Source organism: Candidatus Pantoea soli (assembly GCF_007833795.1).
GTDB lineage: Bacteria > Pseudomonadota > Gammaproteobacteria > Enterobacterales > Enterobacteriaceae > Pantoea > Pantoea soli.
In genome coordinates, this window is the sequence record NZ_CP032702.1 from 1,382,020 (window position 1) to 1,405,021 (window position 23,002).

Annotated in this window: 19 protein-coding genes; 13 read left to right on the plus strand and 6 right to left on the minus strand. The window is 57.0% G+C overall.

What is annotated here, in order from left to right; all coding sequences use genetic code 11:
• Positions 1-565 precede the first annotated feature (565 nt).
• The 5 genes from D8B20_RS06360 (at position 566) to D8B20_RS06380 (ending at position 5,800) form a co-directional block, all read left to right on the plus strand.
• The gene (locus D8B20_RS06360; RefSeq protein WP_261388067.1) at positions 566-1,279 is read left to right on the plus strand and encodes a hypothetical protein; all 714 of its coding nucleotides are present in this window, start codon (positions 566-568) and stop codon (positions 1,277-1,279) included.
• A gap of 102 nt (positions 1,280-1,381) precedes the next feature.
• Positions 1,382-2,896, plus strand: a complete 1,515-nt coding sequence (locus tag D8B20_RS06365; RefSeq protein ID WP_145888085.1) for a lipopolysaccharide biosynthesis protein — start codon at positions 1,382-1,384, stop codon at positions 2,894-2,896.
• Positions 2,897-2,898: 2 nt separating this feature from the next.
• Positions 2,899-3,897, plus strand: coding sequence for a glycosyltransferase (locus tag D8B20_RS06370; RefSeq protein WP_145888086.1), 999 nt, complete (start codon positions 2,899-2,901; stop codon positions 3,895-3,897).
• A gap of 120 nt (positions 3,898-4,017) precedes the next feature.
• Complete coding sequence (pyrD, locus tag D8B20_RS06375; protein ID WP_145888087.1) at positions 4,018-5,028, plus strand: quinone-dependent dihydroorotate dehydrogenase; 1,011 nt, start codon at positions 4,018-4,020, stop codon at positions 5,026-5,028.
• 229 nt (positions 5,029-5,257) lie between these two features.
• Positions 5,258-5,800: a cell division protein ZapC gene (locus tag D8B20_RS06380; RefSeq protein WP_145888088.1), complete on the plus strand. Its 543-nt coding sequence runs from the start codon at positions 5,258-5,260 to the stop codon at positions 5,798-5,800.
• A 3-nt stretch (positions 5,801-5,803) separates the two neighbouring features.
• On the opposite strand, the gene D8B20_RS06385 is transcribed toward D8B20_RS06380, so the two are convergent.
• Complete coding sequence (locus tag D8B20_RS06385) at positions 5,804-6,913, minus strand: YcbX family protein (RefSeq protein ID WP_145888089.1); 1,110 nt, start codon at positions 6,911-6,913, stop codon at positions 5,804-5,806.
• Between the two features lie 96 nt (positions 6,914-7,009).
• On the opposite strand from D8B20_RS06385, the gene rlmKL reads away from it, so the two are divergent.
• From rlmKL to rmf, 6 genes are all read left to right on the plus strand, one after another.
• Positions 7,010-9,127 carry a bifunctional 23S rRNA (guanine(2069)-N(7))-methyltransferase RlmK/23S rRNA (guanine(2445)-N(2))-methyltransferase RlmL gene (gene rlmKL / locus D8B20_RS06390; RefSeq protein ID WP_145888090.1) on the plus strand — a complete coding sequence of 706 codons (2,118 nt, stop codon included), beginning with the start codon at positions 7,010-7,012 and terminating at the stop codon, positions 9,125-9,127.
• Positions 9,128-9,132: 5 nt separating this feature from the next.
• Positions 9,133-11,046, plus strand: a complete 1,914-nt coding sequence (locus tag D8B20_RS06395; protein WP_145888091.1) for an ABC transporter ATP-binding protein — start codon at positions 9,133-9,135, stop codon at positions 11,044-11,046.
• Positions 11,047-11,062: 16 nt separating this feature from the next.
• Positions 11,063-12,346, plus strand: a complete 1,284-nt coding sequence (gene pqiA / locus D8B20_RS06400; RefSeq protein WP_145888092.1) for a membrane integrity-associated transporter subunit PqiA — start codon at positions 11,063-11,065, stop codon at positions 12,344-12,346.
• Positions 12,318-13,961 (plus strand): intermembrane transport protein PqiB, encoded by a 1,644-nt coding sequence (pqiB, locus tag D8B20_RS06405; protein WP_145888093.1) that lies wholly within the window; start codon positions 12,318-12,320, stop codon positions 13,959-13,961. Before pqiA ends, pqiB begins: the two co-directional genes overlap by 29 nt.
• Positions 13,958-14,524, plus strand: coding sequence for a membrane integrity-associated transporter subunit PqiC (pqiC, locus tag D8B20_RS06410; RefSeq protein ID WP_145888094.1), 567 nt, complete (start codon positions 13,958-13,960; stop codon positions 14,522-14,524). Before pqiB ends, pqiC begins: the two co-directional genes overlap by 4 nt.
• A 267-nt stretch (positions 14,525-14,791) precedes the next feature.
• Positions 14,792-14,959, plus strand: coding sequence for a ribosome modulation factor (gene rmf, locus D8B20_RS06415; protein ID WP_145888095.1), 168 nt, complete (start codon positions 14,792-14,794; stop codon positions 14,957-14,959).
• 66 nt (positions 14,960-15,025) lie between these two features.
• Here rmf and fabA read toward each other — a convergent pair whose 3' ends face one another.
• Together fabA and D8B20_RS06425 are read right to left on the minus strand one after the other, a co-directional pair.
• On the minus strand, positions 15,026-15,544 hold the full coding sequence (gene fabA, locus D8B20_RS06420) for a bifunctional 3-hydroxydecanoyl-ACP dehydratase/trans-2-decenoyl-ACP isomerase (protein WP_145888096.1): 519 nt from the start codon (positions 15,542-15,544) through the stop codon (positions 15,026-15,028).
• Between the two features lie 67 nt (positions 15,545-15,611).
• Complete coding sequence (locus D8B20_RS06425; protein ID WP_145888097.1) at positions 15,612-17,474, minus strand: AAA family ATPase; 1,863 nt, start codon at positions 17,472-17,474, stop codon at positions 15,612-15,614.
• Positions 17,475-17,527: 53 nt separating this feature from the next.
• Between D8B20_RS06425 and matP the strand changes: the two genes are divergently transcribed.
• Complete coding sequence (gene matP / locus D8B20_RS06430; RefSeq protein ID WP_145888098.1) at positions 17,528-17,995, plus strand: macrodomain Ter protein MatP; 468 nt, start codon at positions 17,528-17,530, stop codon at positions 17,993-17,995.
• Between the two features lie 105 nt (positions 17,996-18,100).
• Here matP and ompA read toward each other — a convergent pair whose 3' ends face one another.
• On the minus strand, positions 18,101-19,171 hold the full coding sequence (ompA, locus tag D8B20_RS06435; protein ID WP_145888099.1) for a porin OmpA: 1,071 nt from the start codon (positions 19,169-19,171) through the stop codon (positions 18,101-18,103).
• Between the two features lie 349 nt (positions 19,172-19,520).
• On the minus strand, positions 19,521-20,012 hold the full coding sequence (gene sulA, locus D8B20_RS06440) for an SOS-induced cell division inhibitor SulA (protein ID WP_145888100.1): 492 nt from the start codon (positions 20,010-20,012) through the stop codon (positions 19,521-19,523).
• A gap of 222 nt (positions 20,013-20,234) precedes the next feature.
• Here sulA and D8B20_RS06445 point away from each other — a divergent pair, with 222 nt between their 5' ends.
• Positions 20,235-20,864 carry a TfoX/Sxy family DNA transformation protein gene (locus tag D8B20_RS06445; protein WP_145888101.1) on the plus strand — a complete coding sequence of 210 codons (630 nt, stop codon included), beginning with the start codon at positions 20,235-20,237 and terminating at the stop codon, positions 20,862-20,864.
• Here the strand turns inward: D8B20_RS06445 and yccS are convergent.
• Positions 20,861-22,999 (minus strand): YccS family putative transporter, encoded by a 2,139-nt coding sequence (yccS, locus tag D8B20_RS06450; protein WP_145888102.1) that lies wholly within the window; start codon positions 22,997-22,999, stop codon positions 20,861-20,863. The two genes, D8B20_RS06445 and yccS, sit on opposite strands and share 4 nt — an antisense overlap.
• Positions 23,000-23,002: the final 3 nt, after the last annotated feature.

Genomic DNA, 23,002 nt, shown 5'->3' on the forward strand with positions numbered 1-23,002 from the left:
AGGGAAAAGTGAAAGGATCATGCGCAACGTCTGCGCGTGCCGCTGTGCTTATTTTTATGGGTGCCTGATTCAGGAGAGGAAAAAGAAAAAATTCATTTTTATTCGAAAGAGGGAGAATCGGATTTATTCCGCGCAAAAAAACACGCCACTCTGATAAAGCGTGGTTTTTTTATTGTCGGGTAAGTGTATCAAAACCCTGCAAAGCATTAAGTAATGCGCGTTTTATCGCTGAAGATGTTTCAGCTGACATCATTCTGAAGCATTTTTTAACGGTGTTGCTTTAGCAAAACTGAATATTTGCGTGGGTCACTATACTGCCCGGAGGGGACTGCAATGGAATAAACATTTAGCGACTGTTTATAATCGGTTGAGTTTAATACCACTAAAAATTAATCACGATTCTCTTTGCGTTTATTTACGCTGCGTCGGGTAGCGAAATATGCCCTGGCCGTTATCCAAATTAGTTTAGGGAGTGAATATGGAAAGGTCTGCACTTGCTCAGCCAGTAGCTGAGCCAGCAGGAACTGCTGCACCACAACCGGCATCGTTAACCTCGAACGCGCTGATGTGTTATCAGCTGCAGCCTGACGCCGCAGGCAGCGGTTATGCGGCGGTACGCGTCCTTAACGCGCCCGAAGCGGACAGCCACGACGACAGCTTCCTGTTATATACCGCCGATGACTGGACGCCCGCTGAGAGCGTGCTGCAGGAGGTGGCGCGCATGAGCGATCAGCGTCCGGAACTTAACTGCTTCCTGATTTCGCTGGCGCCGCGCTCGCTGGACAACGGCCTTTACTCCTCATTACAGCTGTTTCAGCAGCTGCAGGCGCAACATGTGTGGCGACAGAATAATTTTGCCGTAATTCTGCGTGCCGGTATGGCGATGCGCGCCGCGCCGTTACGCACCCTTCAGGATGCGATGCTGGCGGCACTGCTGAGTAGTCAGTCGGCAGGCTTAATCAATGCCAGCGGTGAACCTGCCACCCTCACTGAAAATCCGCCGCTGACGTATCAGCAGTTTATGGCGGAATATGAAACGCTCACCCGACTGTCGCATCATATTCCGGAGCGAAACCGCTATCGCCAGATTTATTTGCGCACCGGCTTATTGCAGCTGGTCCGGCAGGAATTAAATCAGGCCAGTCATTTCTCTGATAATGTGCGGTACGCCATTTCCTACTTTGCCGATCGGTTTCCGGCGCAGGGGCCAATGGAAAAACTGATGCTGAAACAACCTGACATCTATTTCTCATTAATGAAAATGAGAAAAAGCCGCTGAGTCAGCGCCAGCGTTAATTTTAAGAATTACTCCCGTGTGCGTTGCGGAATTTTTATGTCAGGCTTATCACACTGAGAAAAATACCCAGACGCCAGAATTCTTATGTCCATCAAACGTAACGCGATTGCCAACTATGTTGGCCAGATTTATCTGACGCTGTCAGGTATTTTAGTTGTTCCCCTGTATATTCAGCATTTAGGCATGGAAGCTTACGGTCTCGTCGGCTTCTTTTCTATCCTGTTAACCTGGCTGCAGCTGCTTGACGCCGGCGTTTCCACCACGCTGATGCGTGAAGCGGCGCGCTACCGGGCAAATCAGGCAGAATTTGTCTGGTTCCCGGCGCTGTTTGCCACGCTGACGCGCTTCTTCCTTATTTCCACCCTGGTGCTGGTGGTGCTGGGCTGGCTGGCCACGCCGTGGATTGCCACCCACTGGCTGGATGCACGGCATCTGCCGGCCGGGGATGTGGTGCTTGCCGTGGCGATCATGGTGATTACAGCGGCGATTCGCTGGCGAACCAGCCCTTATCGCAGCGTGATTATCGGCTTTGAACAGCAGGTCTGGCTGAATGGCGTCAACCTGATTATCACCACGCTGCGCACCTTTGGTGCGGTGCTGGTGATTCAGCTGTTCCCGAATCCGGTGCTGACCTTCTTTATCTGGCAGCTGCTGGTCTCCATTGCGGAAGCGGGCTGCTGTATCTGGAAATCCTGCCAGCTGGTGCCGCGCGCGGCGCGTAAAGAGAAGCGCGACGATCTCAAAGGCGTGCTGAAGCCCTTTATCCGTTTTGCCCTGAGCGCCGCGTTCTCCAGTGCGGTCTGGACGTTTATTTCGCAGATTGACCGGCTGGTGCTGTCGAAAACTCTGCCGCTCAGTGAGTATGGCTCCTTCACCGTAGTGGCGACCGCGGCCACCGGTATTCTGCTGCTGAGCAGCCCGATCATGCAGGCGATCGTGCCGCGCATGACCGGCATGAAGACGCGTCAGGAGGGCGATGCGGAGTCGCTGAAGCTCTATCGTTACACCACGCAGGCCGTGGCGATTTTTATGGCACCGCTCAGCATTACCATCGCCTGCTACGCCGGTCCGCTACTGTGGGCCTGGACACAGAAAACGCAGATCGTTGATGAGATGGCGTTTGTACTGACTCTGTATGCGCTGGGCAGCGGCATTCAGGCCATTTGTGGGCTGCTTTATCACCTGCAGTATGTTAACGGCAACCTGAAGCTGCACATGAAAGGCTTTACCTGCTTTGCCATTTTGCTGGTGCCGCTGAACATCTGGTGCGCTATTCACTACGGCGCACTGGGCACCGGCTGGCTGTGGCTGGCACAGAATATCTTTTATCTGGTGGGCTGGGCATGGCTGGTGCATCGCCGCTTTGCACCGGGTATCCACTTTACCTGGCTGACGCGCGATGTGGCGCTGATCTGGGCGGTCTCGGCGCTGGTGGCCGGACTGAGTACGCTGTTGCCGATTGAGTGGAATCAGAATCGCTGGATTAACCTGCTGTGGCTGGGTCTGATTGGTGCCGTTAACCTGGGCGTGTGCTGTCTGCTGCACAGCCTGGTGCTGAAACGTCTGCGCGCACCGTTACTGAAAGCAGAGAGAGGATAAGCATGACACTTCGTCGTACCCCGACCCTATCGGTCATTATCCCTAACTGGAACTGCGCCCCGTGGCTGCCTGAAACCATGGATTCGCTGCTGCGTCAGTCTTCGCCAGCGGATGAAATCATCGTCATTGATGATGGTTCGCAGGATGACAGCGTCGCGTGGCTGAACGCCTTTGCCGCGCAGCATCCGCAGGTGACGCTGCTGAGCGGCGAACGCGGCGGGGTGAGTGCGGCGCGCATGAAAGGCCTGGCGGCTGCAACGGGTGATTTCGTCTACTTTATGGATGCGGACGATTTTGTTTCTGCCGATCTGTTTGCTGATTTTCGTCGCGTGCAGGCGCGCCATGCCGACCTCGATCTGTTCTGCTTTGGTGCCAAAATGTTCTTTGATGTGCCTGCGCCGCAGCGCCAGTATCAGACCATTCATCAGCGCCACGTCAGCGGATTGCTGCCTGGCGGCAGCGCCACGCTGCGCACGCTGATGCAGCATCAGTCGGCGCACCGCGTGGTGTGGAGCAGCATCATCTCGCGCCGTCTGATTGATACGCTGCAGCTGGCGTTTCTGCCGATTCAGAACCACGAAGATGCGCCTTTTATGTTTGCGCTCTATATGCAGGCGCGCAGCCTTTACTGCACCAGCCAGAGCTACTACTACAAGCGCTTTATGCTGACTTCACTGTCGCAGAGCACGCGCGATTTTTCGTGGATCAAAAACTACTTTATCGCGCGCGGCAGCAGCGAGCAGTTCCTGCGCGATCGGCAGCTGCCGCTGGACGAAGCGCTGCTGGATGATTACTACCAGACGGTGATGCACGGCTGCCTGACGCAGATTCGCACCCACCGCATCGCAGTGCCGGAAGAGTGGCAACCGCAGGTCACCCGGCTGGTGCGTAAGGTACTGCAGCAGAGCGCGCGGCTGAAACTGCTGTGGTACTGCCCGCCGGTTTACCGTGGATTACAGGCCTGCCGCAACCGAATCGGACGCTATTCCGCGCGGCGCTGACCGCGATCAACACCGCCCGCTGCGGAGTAATTTACTTTTGCGCCAGAGCACCTTACCATTCTGGCGCACAATTTCCCGTGCACCCGACTTTCACGAAGCTTTCGCCATTCAGGAGAGTGCATGTTATATCCTATCGTCCGGCCGGCGCTGTTTAAACTCGATCCCGAGCGTGCGCACGAACTCACCTTTCAACAGTTACGCTTTATCAGCGGCACGCCGCTGGAAGGGCTGATTCGCCAGTCGCTGCCGTCCCGCCCGGTTTCCTGCATGGGACTGACGTTTCCGAATGCGCTGGGCCTGGCTGCCGGGCTCGATAAAAACGCAGAGTGCATTGATGCATTCGGTGCCATGGGCTTTGGCTTTGTGGAAGTGGGCACGGTCACGCCGCGCGCTCAGCCGGGCAATGATAAGCCGCGCATGTTCCGTCTGGTGGAGGCGGAGGGCATTATTAACCGCATGGGCTTTAATAATCACGGCGTCGATCATCTGATTGAGAATGTAAAAAAGGCGCGCTTCAGCGGTATTCTCGGCATTAATATTGGCAAAAATAAAGATACGCCGGTCGAGCAGGGCAAAGACGATTATCTGATCTGTATGGAAAAGGTCTATGCGCATGCCGGTTATATTGCCGTCAATATCTCGTCGCCAAATACGCCGGGATTACGCACGCTGCAATATGGCGAAGCGCTGGATGATTTGCTGTCTGCCATCAAATTAAAACAGCGTGCGCTGCAGGAAAGACACCTGAAATATGTGCCGGTGGCGGTAAAAATCGCGCCGGATCTGTCAGAAGAAGAATTGATTCAGGTTGCTGATAGTTTAGTTCGCCATAACATTGATGGCGTGATCGCGACAAATACGACGCTGGATCGCGCGCTGGTCAGCGGGCTGAAATATGCCGACGAAGCGGGAGGATTAAGCGGCCGCCCGGTGCAGTCCCGCAGTACCGAAGTGATCCGCCGTCTGGCACAGGAGCTGCAGGGGCGCCTGCCGATTATCGGCGTGGGCGGCATTGATTCGCTGACGGCAGCGCGGGAAAAAATCGCCGCCGGCGCGACGCTGGTCCAGATATACTCCGGCTTTATTTATAAAGGTCCGTCGTTAATTAAAGACATTGTTACCCACCTCTAAGACATTTCTCACTTTCCCCGGCCGGGGGGTTTATTTCTCCCTTCGGCTCATTTATATTTTGTGCTGCTGAAGCATTTTTCAGCTTTTCCTTAAGGCTATTTTGTTTAATTTTAGCGCCATGTCATCCTGATTAATTCGGGTTTCCGCTCGCCGCGCGGTGCCCCCGACCGCCTGAGGCGGCAGCGAAATTAAGCGGGGTTTAGCGCAGCGATAAACCACAGGGCACATCATGAAAATAAAACCGGACGACAACTGGCGCTGGTATTTTGACGCAGAGCATGACCGCATGATGCTTGATCTGGCCGACGGAATGTTATTCCGCTCACGTTTCTCGCGTAAAATGCTGACGCCCGATGCTTTTAACGAAACAGGTTTTTGCGTGGATGACGCCGCGCTCTATTACACCTTCGAAGAACGCTGCCGGCTGAGCGGACTAAAAGGGCACCAGCGCGCAGAGCTGGTGCTGAACGCGCTAGTGGCCAGCCGCTTCCTGAAACCGCTGATGCCAAAAAGCTGGCACTTTACCAGCCATGCGCACAGCTGGCAGCCGGTGCCGGGCGATATGGTGGCGGTAACGCTGGCCGACAGCGGCGAACAGGCGCAGCTGCTGGTGGTGGAGAGCGGTGAAAATGCCGCGCTGTGCCTGCTGGCGCAGGATGCTCTGACGGTGGCCGGGAAAGGAATGCAGCTGGGCGATGCGATCAAAATCATGAACGATCGTCTGCAGCCGCAGCTGCAGGAGCAGACCGCCCACTACGCGCGGGCAGTCTGAGCGTCAGGTCAGTTCGATATCGCCCGCCGGAATGCAGCTGCAGCTGAGAATCGTGCCGTCGGCGCGCACCGCGCTCTGTTTCAGCGCGTTGACTTCTCCGGACAGCAGCGTCACTTTGCAACTGCCACACAAACCAGCACGGCAGGAGTAGGGAATGCGGAAGCCCTGCATCTCCAGCTGCTCCAGCAGCACCTGCTGATTATCCCCGGTAAAGGTCGAGCCCTGATAGCCGATCGTCACCGCAGCCCGATCGCTGCGTTGCACGGCCAGCGTTTCCATCTTTGCGCCCGCTCCGTAAGCGCGTGGCGTCTGCCGCTCCAGAACTTCGACAGTGTCGCCGGTGCGGATAATGCCGCTGTTCAGCGCAATCAGATTCAGACCGAAATCGATATCACCGCTGCCGTCCTGCGCGCTGCGAAAACGCTGCAGCGTGGTCAGCGGTTCGCCGTCCGGATGTTTGCGTCCGCTCTCGGTACCTACGGTGGTAAACACACAGCGGCTGCACGGCTTGGGCATTTCAAACACCACCCCGCCAATTTTCAGTCGCTTCCAGCTGTCCTCTTCCCAGGCCTGCGCGCCGCTGATGACCAGGTTTGGCCGGAACTGCTCCACGCGAACGCTGGCCGGACAGCGCTGCTGCAGATCCTGCAGTGACGCCATATTCACCAGCAGATAGGGAAAACCATCGGCAAAACTGAGCGGCACCGCATCGAAGCGCTTTACGCGCCGCGTCAGCTCGGTACCGACCCAGCGCAGCTGCACCGCGCGCGGAAAAAACTGACTCAGCCACTGGTTGATGGCCGCGGGCGCGATGCGCGCGGTGAAATGGTTCCCCCACACTTCCGTGGGCGCCGGGTGCGCGGCGAAATCATCAAAGCGGATCAGCGCCTGGCTGCCGTCCGGCGCGGTGAGAAACAGCCCGTCCGGCAGCAGCGCTGGCGTAAAACGCACCATCTCCGGAAACTGCCGCGCGGTAATAAAGGTGCCGTCCGGTTCGGTGAGCATAAAGATGCGATCAAACGCCAGCCCACTTTCCTGCACCTGCGCGTGCGACAGTTGCAAACCGCGCATGGATTTGACCGGGTGAATAAACAGGCGAGAGAGCGTAATCATCGGAACTCCGTGCGGACAAAAAAAAGCTAACTTTATGACATAGGACGCCGATTCGCTATAATGCGCAACAATTTTAGCAAGAGTATAAGTGACGATATGAATTCTCTGTTTGCCAGTACGGCGCGTGGGCTCGAAGAGCTGTTAAAAACTGAGCTGGACGCGCTGGGTGCGCAGGATTTGCAGGTGGTGCAGGGCGGCGTCCACTTCCGCGCCGACGACCGCGTAATGTACCAAAGCCTGCTGTGGAGCCGTCTGGCTTCGCGTATTTTGCTGCCGCTGGGAGAATTTGGCGTCTGGAGCGATCTCGATCTCTACGTGGGTGCGCAGAGCATTCCGTGGACAACGTTATTTGACAGCGATACCACGTTCGCGATCCATTTCAGCGGCACCAATGACGTCATCCGTAACAGTCAGTTTGGCGCGCTGCGTATTAAAGATGCCATCGTAGACAGCTTTACCCGACAGAACCTGCCGCGTCCGAGCGTAGACCGCGAACAGCCGGGCATTCGTATCAATGCCTGGCTGAATAAAGATCGCGTCAGCATCGCGCTGGATCTGAGCGGCGATGCGCTGCACCAGCGCGGCTACCGGCAGCAGACCGGGCAGGCCCCGCTGAAAGAGAACCTGGCGGCGGCCATTGTGCTGCGCTCCGGCTGGCAAAACGGCACGCCGCTGGTCGATCCGATGTGCGGCTCCGGTACGCTGCTGATCGAAGCGGCGCTGATCGCCTGCGATCGCGCGCCCGGGCTGCTGCGTTCGCGCTGGGGCTTTACCCGCTGGAAGCAGCACAACAGCGAACTGTGGCAGACGCTGCGCAGTGATGCCCTGCAGCGCGCGCGCGCCGGTACCGCAGCCACAACGTCGCGCTTCTTTGGTTACGATAACGATGGCCGCGTGCTGGAGTGGGCGCGAGCCAATGCGCGCCGTGCCGGCGTGGCTGAGCTGTTTACCTTTGCACAGCAGGACGTGCTGAAGCTGAACAATCCGTTGCCGGATGCAGCCATCGCCGGCACGGTGCTGAGTAACCCGCCTTACGGCGAGCGTCTGGAAAGTGAACCGGCGCTGATCGCCCTGCACAGCCAGCTGGGGCGTATCATGAAGCAGCATTTCGGCGGCTGGAACCTGTCGCTGTTCAGCGCCTCGCCAGCGCTGCTGAGCTGCCTGCAACTGCGCGCCGAGCGCCAGTTCAAAGCGAAAAACGGTCCGCTGGAGTGCGTGCAGAAAAATTACCGTCTCGCGGCCAGCAACGCGGAAGGGGCGGCGCAAATCGCCGAAGATTTCGCTAACCGCCTGCGTAAAAACATGAAGAAGCTGGATAAGTGGGCGCGACAGTCCGGTATCGAATGCTATCGCCTGTACGATGCCGATCTGCCGGAATATAACGTCGCCGTCGACCGCTACGCCGACTGGGTGGTGATTCAGGAGTATGCGCCGCCCAAAACCGTGGATGCGGACAAAGCGCGCCAGCGGCTGTTTGATGTGATTAGCGCGACGCTGAGCGTGCTGGCGCTGCCGGCAAATCGGCTGGTGCTGAAAACCCGCGAACGGCAAAAAGGCAAAAGCCAGTATCAGAAACTCGGCGAAAAGGGCGAATTTATCGAGGTGCAGGAGTTCAATGCGCGCCTGCTGGTGAACCTGACCGATTATCTTGACACCGGCCTGTTCCTTGATCACCGCATTGCGCGGCAGATGCTGGGCAACATGAGCGCGGGCAAAGATTTCCTTAACCTGTTCTCCTACACCGGCAGCGCCAGCGTGCATGCCGGGCTGGGCGGCGCGAAGTCCACTACCACGGTGGATATGTCGCGCACTTACCTGGAGTGGGCAGAGCGCAACCTGCGTCTCAATGGCTTAACCGGCCGCCAGCATCGCCTGATGCAGGCCGATTGCCTGAGCTGGCTGCGCGAAAGCGATGAGCAGTTTGATCTGATCTTTATCGATCCGCCGACGTTTTCCAACTCCAAGCGGATGGAGGACGACTTTGACGTCCAGCGCGATCACCTGATGCTGATGCAGAACCTGAAGCGTCTGCTGCGGCGCGGCGGCACCATTATGTTCTCCAATAACAAGCGCGGCTTCAAAATGGACCTCGATGGCTTACAGCGTCTGGGTCTGCAGGCGCAGGAAATCACCCAGAAAACGCTGTCGCAGGACTTTGCGCGCAATCGTCAAATTCACAACTGCTGGCTGGTCAGCCACGCCGGTAAGGAATAAGTTTTATGTCACTGATCAGTATCCATGGCGCTTACCTCTCCTTCAGCGATGCGCCGCTGCTGGATAACACCGAGCTGCACATTGAAGAGGGCGAGCGCGTTTGTCTGGTGGGCCGCAACGGCGCCGGCAAATCCACGCTGATGAAAATCATTAACGGTGAACAGCCGCTGGACGATGGCCGCATTATTTACGAACAGGATTTGATTGTGGCGCGTCTGCAGCAGGATCCGCCGCGTAACATCACCGGTTCCGTCTATGACTTTGTCGCCGAAGGCGTTGCCGAGCAGGCTGAGCATCTTAAGGCTTATCACGCGATTTCCCATCTGGTGATGGACGATCCCAGCGAGAAAAACCTCAACGAAATGGGGCGACTGCAGTCTATTCTCGATCACCAGAACCTGTGGCAGCTGGATACGCGCATCAATGACGTGCTGCAGCAGATTGGTCTGCAGCCGGACACGGAGCTCTCTTCGCTTTCCGGCGGCTGGCTGCGTAAAGCGGCGCTGGGGCGTGCGCTGGTCAGCAACCCGCGCGTGCTGATGCTCGACGAGCCCACCAACCACCTTGATATTGAAACCATCGACTGGCTGGAAAATTTCCTCAAAACCTTCACCGGCAGCATCGTGTTTATTTCGCACGACCGTTCGTTTATCCGCAATATGGCGACACGCATTGTCGATCTCGATCGCGGCAAGCTGGTTTCCTGCCCGGGTGATTACGATCAGTTCCTGCTGGGCAAAGAAGAAGCGCTGCGCGTGGAAGAGATGCAGAATGCCGAGTTTGACCGCAAGCTGGCGCAGGAAGAGGTGTGGATCCGTCAGGGCATCAAGGCGCGTCGTACCCGTAACGAAGGCCGCGTCCGCGCGCTGAAAGCCCTGCGCCGGGAGCGCTCCGAACGTCGCGACGTGATGGGCAAAGCCAATATGCAGGTGGGTGAAGCGGCACGCTCCGGCAAGATTGTGTTTGAGCTGGAAAACGTGGATTACAGCGTTGACGGTAAAACGCTGGTGAAAGACTTTTCCGCGCAGGTGCAGCGTGGCGACAAAATTGCGCTGATTGGCCCGAACGGCTGCGGCAAAACCACGCTGCTGCGCCTGATGCTGGGCCAGCTGAAGGCGGATGCGGGCCGCGTCCACTGCGGTACCAAGCTGGAAATCGCCTACTTCGACCAGCACCGCGCGGAGCTGGACCCGGATAAAACCGTGATGGATAACCTGGCGGAAGGCAAGCAGGAAGTGATGGTGAACGGTAAACCGCGCCATGTGCTGGGCTATCTGCAGGACTTCCTGTTCCATCCGAAACGCGCCATGACGCCTGTGCGCGCGCTTTCGGGGGGCGAGCGCAACCGTCTGCTGCTGGCCCGTCTGTTCCTGAAACCCAGCAACCTGCTGATTCTTGATGAACCGACCAACGATCTGGACGTCGAGACGCTGGAGCTGCTGGAGGAGCTGGTGGACGGTTATCAGGGCACCGTTTTACTTGTCAGCCACGATCGTCAGTTCGTGGATAACACCGTGACTGAGTGCTGGATCTTCGAGGGCAATGGTGAAATCGGTGCATTTGTTGGCGGCTACCACGATGCACAGCAGCAGCGCGCCGCGTATAAGCAAACCCGTTCAGCCACGGTGAAACCGGCCGCCGCCACAGCGAAAACGGCAGAAAAAAACGAGGCGCCGAAACGCAGCGCGGGCAAACTGAGCTATAACTTAACGCGCGAACTCGAACAGCTGCCGCAAAAACTGGAGCAGCTGGAAACGCAAATCGGTGCGTTACAGGCGCAGATGAGCCATCCGGACTTCTTCAGCCAGCCACACGATAAAACCCAGCCGGTGCTGGACGCGCTTGCCGAGGCTGAGCAGGCGCTTGAAACCGCGTTCGAACGCTGGGAAGAGCTGGAAGCGCTGAAAAACGGCGCATAACGCAGAGGGAGCCAGCATGTGTGCAACGCCGCAGGCGCAGCATTGGATGCTTTGTCCACAATGTGATTTAACCGTCAAGCTGCCCGCCATCCCGGCGGGCAGCCGCGCGCGTTGCCCGCGCTGCCACACGACGCTGGTGGCGAACTGGCATGAACCGCGTAAACGTCCCACCGGCTATGCGCTGGCCGCACTGTTCATGCTGCTGCTGGCGAATCTGTTTCCCTTTATCGCTATGCACGTTGCCGGGCTGAGCAGTCAGATATCGCTGATGGCCATTCCGCAGGTGATGGTGCGTGAAGATTACCGCAGCCTGGCCACGCTGTTTCTGCTGTTTGTCCAGGGCATTCCGGCGGCCTGCATGATCATCATTCTGCTGCTGGTGAACCCGGTGCGTCTGCCGCACAGTCTGCGGCTCGCGCTGGCGCGCACGCTTTTTCAGCTGCGCAGCTGGGGCATGGCCGAAATTTTCATGGCGGGCGTGCTGGTCAGCTTCGTCAAGCTGATGGCGTATGGCGAAATCGGCCTCGGTACCAGCTTCTGGCCGTGGTGTCTGTTCTGCGTGCTGCAGCTGCGCGCCTTTCAGTGCGTCGATCGCCGCTGGGTCTGGCAGCGCATCGATCCGCTGCCGCCGTTGCCGCTTTCGCCGCGGGCTGGCGTCAGCGGTCTGAAGCAGGGGCTGCGCAGCTGCCCGTGCTGCACAGCGATACTGCCTGCTGCACAGCCGCATTGCCCGCGCTGCGGTGTGAAAGCCGCCCCGCGCCGCCGGCATAGCCTGCAGTGGACGCTGTCGCTGCTGCTGACTTCATTGATGCTCTATATCCCGTCTAATATTCTACCGATCATGGTGACGGAAACGCTCGGCTCGCAATATCCCTCTACTATCATGGCCGGGGTGATTCTGCTGTGGAGTGACGGCTCATGGCCGGTGGCACTGGTGATTTTTATCGCCAGTATTATGGTGCCCTCGCTGAAAATGGTGGCGATTGGCTGGCTGTGCTGGCACGCCAGTGGCCGCGGCCGGCGCGACGGTGAAAAAATGCACCTGATTTATGAGGTGGTGGAATTTGTTGGCCGCTGGTCAATGATTGATGTGTTTGTCATCGCTGTCCTTTCTGCGCTGGTGCGCATGGGGCAGCTGATGAATGTTTATCCCGCGCCAGGTGCGCTGCTGTTTGCGCTGGTAGTGATACTGACCATGTTCGCTGCCATGGCGTTTGACCCGCGCCTGATTTGGGATCGCTTACCAGAAACTGAACCTGAGGAGCCGCGCCTTGACGGACAACCCCCACGGCATTGCTAACGTCGATCAGATTAAACGCTGGTCGCCGGTCTGGATCGTACCCATTGTGACGCTGTTGATCGGCGGATGGATCCTGTTTTATCACTTCAGCCATCAGGGGCCGCAGGTCACGCTGATTACCGAAAACGCGGAAGGCATTGTGGCCGGGAAGACCACCATTAAAAGCCGCAGCGTGGATGTCGGTACGGTGGAGAGCGCGGTGCTGACGGACGATCTGCACCATGTGGAAATCACGGCGCGCCTGAATGCCGGGATGGAAAAGCTGCTGCATAAAGACAGCGTGTTCTGGGTGGTAAAACCCCAGGTCGGGCGGGAGGGCATCACCGGTCTGAATACGCTGCTCTCCGGTGCCTACATTGAGCTGCAGCCGGGGGCAAAAGGTGACCAGCCGGAGCGCTATCAGCTGCTGGATTCACCGCCGTTAGCGCCACCGGATGCGAAAGGCATCCGCGTGATTCTCGACAGTAAAAAAGCGGGCCAGCTGAATCCGGGCGATCCGGTGCTGTTCCGCGGCTATCGCGTCGGCACAGTGGAAACCAGCACCTTCGATACCGAAAAACGCATGATGACCTATCAGCTGTTTATTTCGGCGCCTTATGACCGGCTGGTGACCACCAACGTGCGCTTCTGGAAGGACAGCGGCATCGCCGTGGACATGTCCGCTGCGGGGATGCGCGTGGAGATGGGCTCGCTGACCACGCTGTTCAGCGGCGGCGTCAGTTTCGATGTGCCGGATGGCTGGGACCTCGGCGAGCTGGCGCAGAACAAAGACGATTATCATCTCTATGACGACCAGCGCAGCATTCAGGATTCGCTCTACACCAAACACATCGATTTCCTGATGTTCTTCAGCGATTCGATTCGAGGCCTGCAGGTGGGCGCGCCGGTTGAGTTCCGCGGCATTCGTCTGGGTACCGTTGCGCAGGTGCCGTACATGATTCCGGGGGTGAATCAGGCGCTGAATACTGATTATCGAGTGCCGGTGCTGATTCGCATTGAGCCGGACCGCTTTATCAGCCGTCTGGGCGGTGATTTCAATCTGGAGCAGCATCTGCAGGACGGTAAAAGACGCGGTCTGCGCGCCACGCTGAAAACCGGTAACCTGCTGTCAGGTGCGCTGTTTGTTGATCTCGACTTCTACGACAATGCACCGGCCTATAAAGGGCCCAACGAGGTGGCGGGACTGGAAGTTATCCCAACCGTCAGCGGCGGTCTGAGCCAGATTCAGCAGAAACTGATGGCGGCGCTGGACAAGATTAACGCGCTGCCGCTGAACCCGATGATTAATCAGGCAACCGGCACGCTGAAAGAGAGCCAGCGTACCCTGCAGCAACTGCAGAAAACGCTGGATAATGTGAATCAAATCACTGCCAGCCCGGCGATGAAAACCCTGCCGGCCGATATGCAGCAAACGCTGCGTGAGCTGAATCGCAGCATGAAAGGATTGCAGCCGGGCTCACCTGCCTATAGCAAGCTGGTCGGCGATATGCAGCGTCTGGATCAGGTGCTGCGTGAGCTGCAGCCGGTGCTGAAAACCCTGAATGCCAAGAGCAACGCGCTGGTATTTGAAGCTAAACCGGGCCAGGACCCGCAGCCAAAGAGGGCGAAACAGTGAAAAAAGGATTGATTATCGGTGCCATGCTGCTGCTGACAGGCTGCAGCAGCACCATCGATACGACGTACTATCAGCTGCCTGCGGGCAGCAATGCCGCCGTCGTCAGCGGCGATACCCGCAGCGACCAGCCAATGGTGTGGGTTGAGCAGGTGAGCGTGCCGGATTATCTGGCCGGAAACGGGCTGGTGTATCAGACCAGCGACGTCAGGTACGTGATTGCCAGCAACAATTTGTGGGCCAGCCCGCTTGATCAGCAGCTACAGCAAACGCTGGTGACCAACCTTAGCAAGGCGCTGCCCGGCAGGCTGATCTCCGGCAAACCCGCCGGGGATAATCACGACACGCTAAACGTCAACGTGACCGGCTTTCAGGGCCGCTATGATGGCAGAGTGGTGGTCAGTGGTGAGTGGCTGCTGCAACATCAGGGACGCTTAATTAAACAGGGCTTTAATCTGGTACTGCCGCAACCGGAAGATGGTTACGATGCGATGGTGCGGACACTGGCCCTCGGCTGGCAGCAAACCGCACAGCAAATTGCCAGCAGGCTGATTTCACTAAATTAAGATTTGTTCGAAGCTTATGCTAAGTCCCTGATTTACCGTTGCGATGCAACGTGTGGAGCAGGGACTTTTTTATTGGCTAATCAGCCAGATATACGCTGCGCTTACAAATTAAGATGGCGATTTTACGTCAGGAAAATGACATTGGCGTGAATTTTGCGCATTGACCTTTCGGCGCTCTGCGGTTAGAACATTATTGTGGTTGAACATTAATTCGCCACTCTTTCTTTCCACCAGATTCCACCAGACCTGAAATGAGGGAAACGAGGTATGAAGAGACAGAAGAGAGACCGCCTGGAACGAGCACATTCACGAGGCTATCAGGCCGGCATTACTGGCCGCTCAAAAGAGCTATGCCCTTATCAAATGATCGATGCCCGGTCTCACTGGTTGGGAGGTTGGCGACAAGCCATGGAGGACAGGTCGGCGGTGGCATAACACAGCCGGATGTCTAGCGAAAAGGAATGAAACCTCCGCTGCGTGCGGAGGTTTTCGTAAGCCAGATCAGAATGCAGACGTATCTTTAAACAGGCCGACTTTCAGATCGGTTGCGGTATAAATCAGATTACCGTCAACAAACACTTCGCCGTCCGCCACGCCCATGACCAGTTTACGGTTGATAACGCGTTTGAAGTGGATTTTATAGGTGACTTTTTTCGCTGTCGGCAGCACCTGCCCGGTGAATTTCACTTCACCCACGCCTAGCGCACGGCCTTTGCCTTCTGCACCCAGCCAGCCAAGGTAGAAACCGACCAGCTGCCACATTGCATCCAGCCCCAGGCAGCCTGGCATCACCGGATCGCCTTTGAAGTGGCAATCAAAGAACCACAGGTCAGGGCGGATATCCAGTTCGGCTTCGACAAAGCCTTTATCGAATTTGCCACCGTCTTCGGTCATTTTGACCACGCGGTCCATCATCAACATGTTGTCGGATGGCAGCGGGGGACCATTTTCGCCAAACAGTTCGCCGCGCCCTGAGGCAACCAGGTCTTCTTTGCTATAGGATTCGCGTTTATCTACCATGTTCTCAATATGCCTTCTTGTAGTGAAGCCCGAATATTAGCGAACAGTTGTACGCTGGGCAATGCTATCAGCTGTGGTTAAACCAGTTAAGCCAGCGTAATGGCCACGGACGCGGGCGGGCATCCTGCTGGTTCAGCTGTGTAATACGCTCCTGAATGGTGTTCAGCAGCGACTCACCGCTTTCGCTCTGCCAGGCGATGCCGGTTAACAGCGGCAGCGCTTCATCCACGCGTTCAATGGCCCAGATGTGGAACTGACCCTGTTCAACCGCGTCGGTCACCTCCTGACTGAGGCTGAGATGACGCACGTTGCTGGCAGGCAGAATCACACCCTGCTTACCGGTCAGTTCGCGCGACTGGCAAATGTGGAAGAAACCTTCAATTTTTTCATTCAACCCACCGACGGGCTGCACGTTACCGAACTGGTCAACGGAACCGGTGACGGCAATCTGTTGTGTAAGCGGCTGATTGGCCAGCGCACTGATCAGGGCGCACAGCTCAGCCAGTGACGCGCTGTCGCCGTCTACTTCAGAGTAAGATTGTTCAAAGACCAGCGAAGCCGAAAACGGCAGCTGCTGGTCCAGCTCCAGCTCTGCAATCAGATAAGCCTGCATGATCATCATGCCTTTGGCGTGAATGTTGCCGCCCAGCTCCGCTTTGCGCTCAACATCCGTGAATTCGCCATCGCCTGGATGCACCACACAGGTGATACGCGACGGCTCGCCCCACGGACGGGGATGGCCCGGGAATTCAATCACAGAAAGGCCGTTGATCTGACCAACCACTTCGCCTTCTGTTTCGATCATGATTTGATTAAGCAGGATCTCATCGCGCATCCGATCCATCAGGAAGCTTTCACGCCACTGGCGCGTTTCCAGCGCCTCTTTCAGCGCGGCGGCATCGATTTGCTCACCGTGCAGCGCGGCTTCCTGCAGCTGACGGCGCAGCCAGCGCGGGCAGAGCGGCAACGTGTCCTGATCGCCGGTCATACGGACCGCTTCGTTGATCAGCACCGGCCAGAAATCGGCTTCGGGCTTTGCTAAACCGGCCTGTTCGGCCTGCGTCAGCGTCCACTGGCACCAGGCGGTCATTTCCTCTTCGTCCAGCACCTGCAGGTTTTCTTCAAACTCGCTGTACAGCGCCATTTCATGCGCTTCAACGTCCAGCTCCTGGAAGCTGGCCAGCGCATCACGATCGCCACACAGTACCAGGCGAAGCTGCAGTGGCAGAGGAGGCACCGTCACCGGCAGTGGCTGGCGTTCATCCTGCGAAAACCACTCAAACCGGCCCTGTTCCACGGCTTTACGCAGACGCAGCCAGAGCAGCGGCTGTGCCAGCAAGGTATTAATGGAAAGGATCAGGGTGCCGCCGTTAGCACGGTGTAGCAGACCAGGTTCAAGCTGGATGCGATCTTTATACTGTCGCACGCAGCCAAACAGCTGTTCGGTCTCAATCCAGTCGGCAAAATGCACGCCGCCCTGGCTGGTAAACGGGCGAGCCGCATCCGTTGGCGGCAGCAGGGTCACCGTATCGCCCATAATATGGTAGTCACCGCCGTAAAGGGCGATTTCTTCAGGCTGGAAGCGCTGAGCGGCGGCCGCGATACAGGCGAGATAATCGCTGTTCTCCTGACTGCGCAGCAGCAGTAGCGGGAAACCCTGCGTTTGATGGTGTAAATGCGCCAGCGCATTCAGCAGACGCGGCTGAACCGCGGCAAGACTATCGCACTCTTCCAGGGAGACGGTTGAAAAAATGGACTGGTAGCGGGTGCTATCCGGTTGCAGGGCTTGCCACGTAAGTTGAGTGCTGGTCAAAATATTCGCATTAGTCTTATTCAGTAAAAGCGCGATTATACAGGATTCAACCCGGTTAAGCACGGCGGAGTTCTGAGCCGAACTGTGACAGCCGCAACATGTTTTTCCTTGCTGCATCCGGGAAAAAAGCTGTTATTCTTAGTTCGTTACGTGATCACGATGAGATTCCGATGAAATACCAGCAACTCGAAAATCTTGAAAGTGGATGGAAGTGGAAATACCTGGTGAAAAAGCATCGGGAAGGTGAGCTGATCACCCGACATCTCGAACTGAGCGCGGCACAGGCGGCGGTAGACGCGCTGCTGGCCATGGAGAACCGTCCGACGGACGTCGGGGAATGGATTGCTCAGCACATTCATCCGGATCTGGAAAACCGCCTGAAGCAGACTATCCGCGCCCGCCGTAAGCGCCATTTCAATGCGGAACACCAGCACACGCGTAAAAAATCCATCGATCTGGAATATCTGGTCTGGCAGCGTCTGGCTGGTCTGGCACAGCGACGTCACTGCACGCTTTCGGAGACCATAGTCCAGCTGATTGAAGATGCAGAGCGTAAAGAGAAATACGCCAGTCAGATGTCAACGCTGAAGCAGGACCTGCAGGCGATTCTGGGCAAAGGCGAAGCTGACAACGGCTGACGGCCTGTTTTACCGCCCGATAATGACCCGGCAATATGCCGGTTGAGCACGAAACAGCACAAACAAAAAACCCCGCCGAAGCGGGGTTTTTTACTGCGTGATAACTTAAGCCTGTGGCTGAGTTACAACGTCTTTGATACCTTTCACGTCGATTTCAACGCGACGGTCTGGCGCCAGGCAGTCGATCAGGGCATTACGGCCTTTCACGCTGTCACAGGTGTTGCCGGTAACCGGGTTAGATTCGCCCATACCACGTGCAGAGATCTTGTTAGACGGGATACCTTTAGAAACCAGGTAATCGACAACAGACTGTGCGCGCTTCTCAGACAGTTTCTGGTTGTACTGCTCAGAACCGATACGGTCGGTGAAGCCCAGAACTACAACAGAACCGTCTTTCGGATCCATTGAGCTCAGCTGGCTGTACAGCTGATCCAGAGCCTGCTGGCCTTCTGGCTTCAGGGTTGCTTTGTTGAAGGTGAACAGAACGTCAGACTTCAGAGTAAAGCGCTTGGTTTCAACAACCGGAGCCGGTGCTGGTGCTGGAGCAACAACAGGTGCTGCTTCTTCATCCTGACCGAAACGGTAAGAAACGCCGACGCTCAGCATGCCGTTGTCCGGACGCGCGCCCACGGTCGCTGCGTCACCGATGTTGTTAACCCACTGGTAGTCCAGGCGGGTAGCCCAGTTCTTGGTCAGTGCGTATTCAACACCAACAGCGGCCAGCGGAGAAACGCCGGTGTCGTGGTTGCTGATACGGCCGTTGGTTGGGTTGGTCTGAGTAGAATCAGCACGCCATACCATGCCGCCCAGACGGGTGTACACGTCCAGATCGTCATTGATTGGGTAGCTCAGTTTCGCTGCCAGCTGAACGCCCTGTGCTTTGAATGCGCCGTTGGTCACGCTGCCTTTGTTTGGCATGCGGCCCAGCCAGTCATAGCCCAGTTCGAAGCCCAGGTATGGGTTAGCCTGGTAACCACCGAAGGCACCTGCACCCAGCTGAGATTCGTGAGTTGGACCGTTGTTGTTCTCATAACCGTTACCGTAGTAACCCGTGTCATGGTACTGAGACCAGCCCAGTTTAGCACCGGTATACCAGGTGTTATCTTTAGGAGCGGCCTGCGCTACGGTAGCGAAGCCAGCCAGTGCCACTGCAATTGCGATAGCTGTCTTTTTCATTTTGCGCCTCGTTATCATCCAAATAGGCAATGAGCAAAAATCGTTGCTCTTGGTTGTAATCCTTCGCCGGGTCTGAACGCTCGCTTATGACTCTACCGAAAAAACGGAGGTTATTGAGCACCCTGGCGAGGTAAAGTCTACAACGAGATTGGAAACTTACAAGTATGATGTGAGGTCGCAGGATAAAAAAACAGGGATTTATACACACATTTTAACAAATGGCGTGGCAAAATCTTCGCTGCCTGAATCGGAAAAAGCGGCTAACCCCTTGTCAAAGCTGGCGGGAAAAGAATCAGTGGCTTAGCAGCAACTTCCGTGAAAAAACGCGTGAGAAAATTCCTGGTTTTACTTAATGAAACAAATCAGATGGAATTTTTGTCGCATCGGGTTGTCTCGACAACGCGCGAACAGATTCCTGGGGACGCATGATCAATCCCAGCGCTTCGCCTTCTGCAGCAGCCAGTTCCAGTTCCTGACGCTCAGTATCGTTCAGTTCGTAAGGGATCCATGCCAGCACCACGCTATAGTTTCCGGTGCGCAACGCTTTCACCATACTTTCTACGGTGCTGAAACGCTCCGATTCCGTGATATGCATACTCTTTTCCAGCGGCAACCCTGACTGCTGCATCCAGCTCCGGTTCAGTTTATGCGCCGGGGTCAGCCACAGCTGCCAGCGTGACTGCGTGCTCAGCTGCTTCAGCACCGGTAACAGCAACAGCTGCATCATACCCGGTTGTTCGCTGTAGCGTAATTCTGTGATTCCACCCAGCGAAGACGGTGTTAAGCCCGATGCAGCGAAACGGTGAGAACGGTCAGCAGAGCCAGAGAAATGAGTACGCATAATTTAATCACTCAGTAATGAACTGTATGGATGTACAGTACTGGCTTCCTGGATAAAGATCAACCTCAATTTCTGAAAACGCCTCGCAAAATCGGCACAAGATCCGGCGCGCCTGTTTTTATTCATTGAACAGCTAAATCCTTTTTTCTATCTTCTAACCAGATGAATACCTGAGCTTTTATAGGAAATTTCCCGCGGAAGGAATCAGAACAAGGGGGCGTTATGAAGAGAAGTAATCCGGTAGTCGAGCAGTCAAAAGCCCAGCTGGCAGCGCTGGGCAAAATTGAATCCCGTACCCAGTTTGGCGGCTATGCGCTGGCGGTTGAGAAGGTGGTGTTTGCCTATATCAACGAGGACGCACTCTATCTGCGCGCCAGCGAAGCGCTGCAGCATTATGCCGCGCAACGGCCGATGGAACCTCTCATCTACCGCAAGCGCGGCTTGCCTGTCACGCTAAGCTACTACAAGGTGGATTCACAGCTGTGGCAGGACCCGGATCAGCTGCTCAGGCTATCCGCCAGTTCGCTGCGTGCCGCACAGGACGAAGCGGCTACCAGACATGTCCTGATACGGCTGAAAGATCTGCCCAATCTCAGCCTGCGCATGGAGCTGATGCTGCATAAAGTGGGGATTTCATCAGTACGGTTGCTGTGTGAAACCGGCTCGCGCCAAAGCTGGCTCAGGCTGCGCACAGTCAATAAAGATATCGGCCTGAAAACGCTGCTGGCGCTGGAAGGCGCCATCCTGGGGCACCATGAAGCCGCGCTGCCGGTGGCGGTCAGGGAAGAACTCAGCGCCTGGTATCGGGAAACGCTCCGCCAGCACGCGGCGGCGGAGCGACTGCGGCGCTAGCCGCGCGCAAGGGTACGGCGCAGGCGCGCAATCTCCGGTAACAGGGCAATCAGCAAGCCCAGCTGCTGGATAATCAGCGGCGCCTGCGCTTCCGTGCTGCTTTTCAGCTCGCTCAGGCGCTGTACCAGCTGCTGCTGCATGGCATCGGCCTGCGCTTCACTGACACGCTCTATCTGCAGGACATCCTCGACAAAGCAGACGGCATCGTCCAGCAGGCGCAGCAGTTCTCCTTCCGGCAGCCGATCGCGGTGTGCACCCAGAGCAGAGACATAACTAAGGAACGAATGGTTCAGGCACAGCAGGCGAAAGGCATTTTCGCGCAGCGAGGGCTGCAATCTGTTCTCACTGCTCATGTTTGATACCACTGAGGCCAGCTCCGCGTCAGCGTTATGGGCGTCACGACGGGCTACGCGATAGGCGAGGCGATTATCTTTGCCCTGATGATACTGCTCCATGATGGCATCCAGATAGCGGCAGTTTGCATTCAGCGTGCGGTCAGCAACCTGCGTCAGCTGACGGAAGCGCCAGTCCGGCCAGACAAAGGCCACCGCCAGCCAGGCGAGTCCGCAACCCAGCAGCGTATCCACCACGCGCGGCAGGGCAACATCAAAGCCTTCGCCCAGCAGGTTAAAACAGAGGAGTACCAGCAGGGTGATAAACAGCGTCGCCTGCGCATACTGAATCTGCCGGAAGGCAAAAAACAGTACGCCGCTCAGCACAATCAGGATTAACTGTCCTTCTGTGGAAGGCACCAGCCACAGCACCGGCAGGCCAATAGCGATACCCGCCAGCGTACCGCCAATACGCAGCGCCAGCCGGCGTCGCGTGGCGTGATAGTTAGGCTGACAGACAAACAGGCTGGTCAGCAAAATCCAGTAGCCGCGATGCAGGCCGGTCAGCTGGATAAAGGCATAGCCGGTACACAGCACCAGCGACATGCGCACGGCATGACGAAACAGTGCTGAAGTCGGGCTCAGATGGCGGCTGAGCCGCAGGCGCACGTCAGCCCAGCCGCTCAGTCCTTCACGCGAAAGATGGATATCGCCAGAGGTCAGCGGATCGGCCAGCATTTGCTCGGATTCAATAGACGCCAGCTGTGCATCAATAGCGCGCAGGTTGCGCAGTAGCCAGAACAGCGGACGCAGATGAGCGGCATCAGGATCGTGCTGCTGCAGGCGCTGCAGCGTACTTTCCAGCCGGGTAAAGCTGCGCTCAAAGCGGCTGTCATGATGCCAGCGCTGGCGCAGCAGCAGATTTTCTGCCAGCTGCCGGCATGCCTGGGCCTGCATATTCAGCAGGCGCTGAAAGCGAAACAGGACTTCGTTGTAACGCCAGTCGTTACGCAGCAAATGGTATTGCAGGTGTGAAGAGCTGGCGCGTTCATGAATATCCTGCGCCACGAAATAGTAGTGCAGGCTGCGCCGCGTGCTGCGGGAGCCGCGATCGCCGCGCAGCCGGCTCTGAATAGTGCTTTTGGTCAGGTTAAGCTGCGCCACCAGCTGGCTGTTGGCCATTGCGGTACCGATCAGCGCCGCATCATCCTGCTCTTCGCCATCCGGGTCGAACAGGCTGGCTTTGGCCTCCAGATAGCGCGCCAGCTGGGAGAAACTGGCGGCCAGCTGTTCCTGTACCGGACGCACCGGAAACATCAGATGCCCGATAAAGGTCAGCAGGTTATACCAGAGCGCGCCCACCAGCAGTAACACCGGCTGCATCCACCACTGCGGAAACAGGCCGATGCCCAGCATGGTATACACGGCGATCAACAGTGCGCCAAAGGCAATGGTGGCGTAGCGCTGGCCCAGCGCACCCAGCAGGATAAAGCCCCACGTCGACAGCGCCAGCCCGAGCGCAAACGCCCACGGATGCGGAAACAGCAGTTCGACGGACACAGAGGCGATGCAGAAGCAGACCAGGGTAATAAGCAAATTGCGCACGCGCCCGGTCCAGCGGTCGTCCAGGTCGGCCAGCGCGGCGGCGACCACCCCCAGCGTCAGCGGAATGGTCCACTCAATCTGCTGCAGCCACCAGGGCACGGCAGCGCAACCTGCCAGCGCAAAGAAGATGCGTAACAGGTAGCGCAGACTGCTGTTAAACAGATAGCGGCGCCAGCCGGACAAAGCCTCATGCCTCATGGG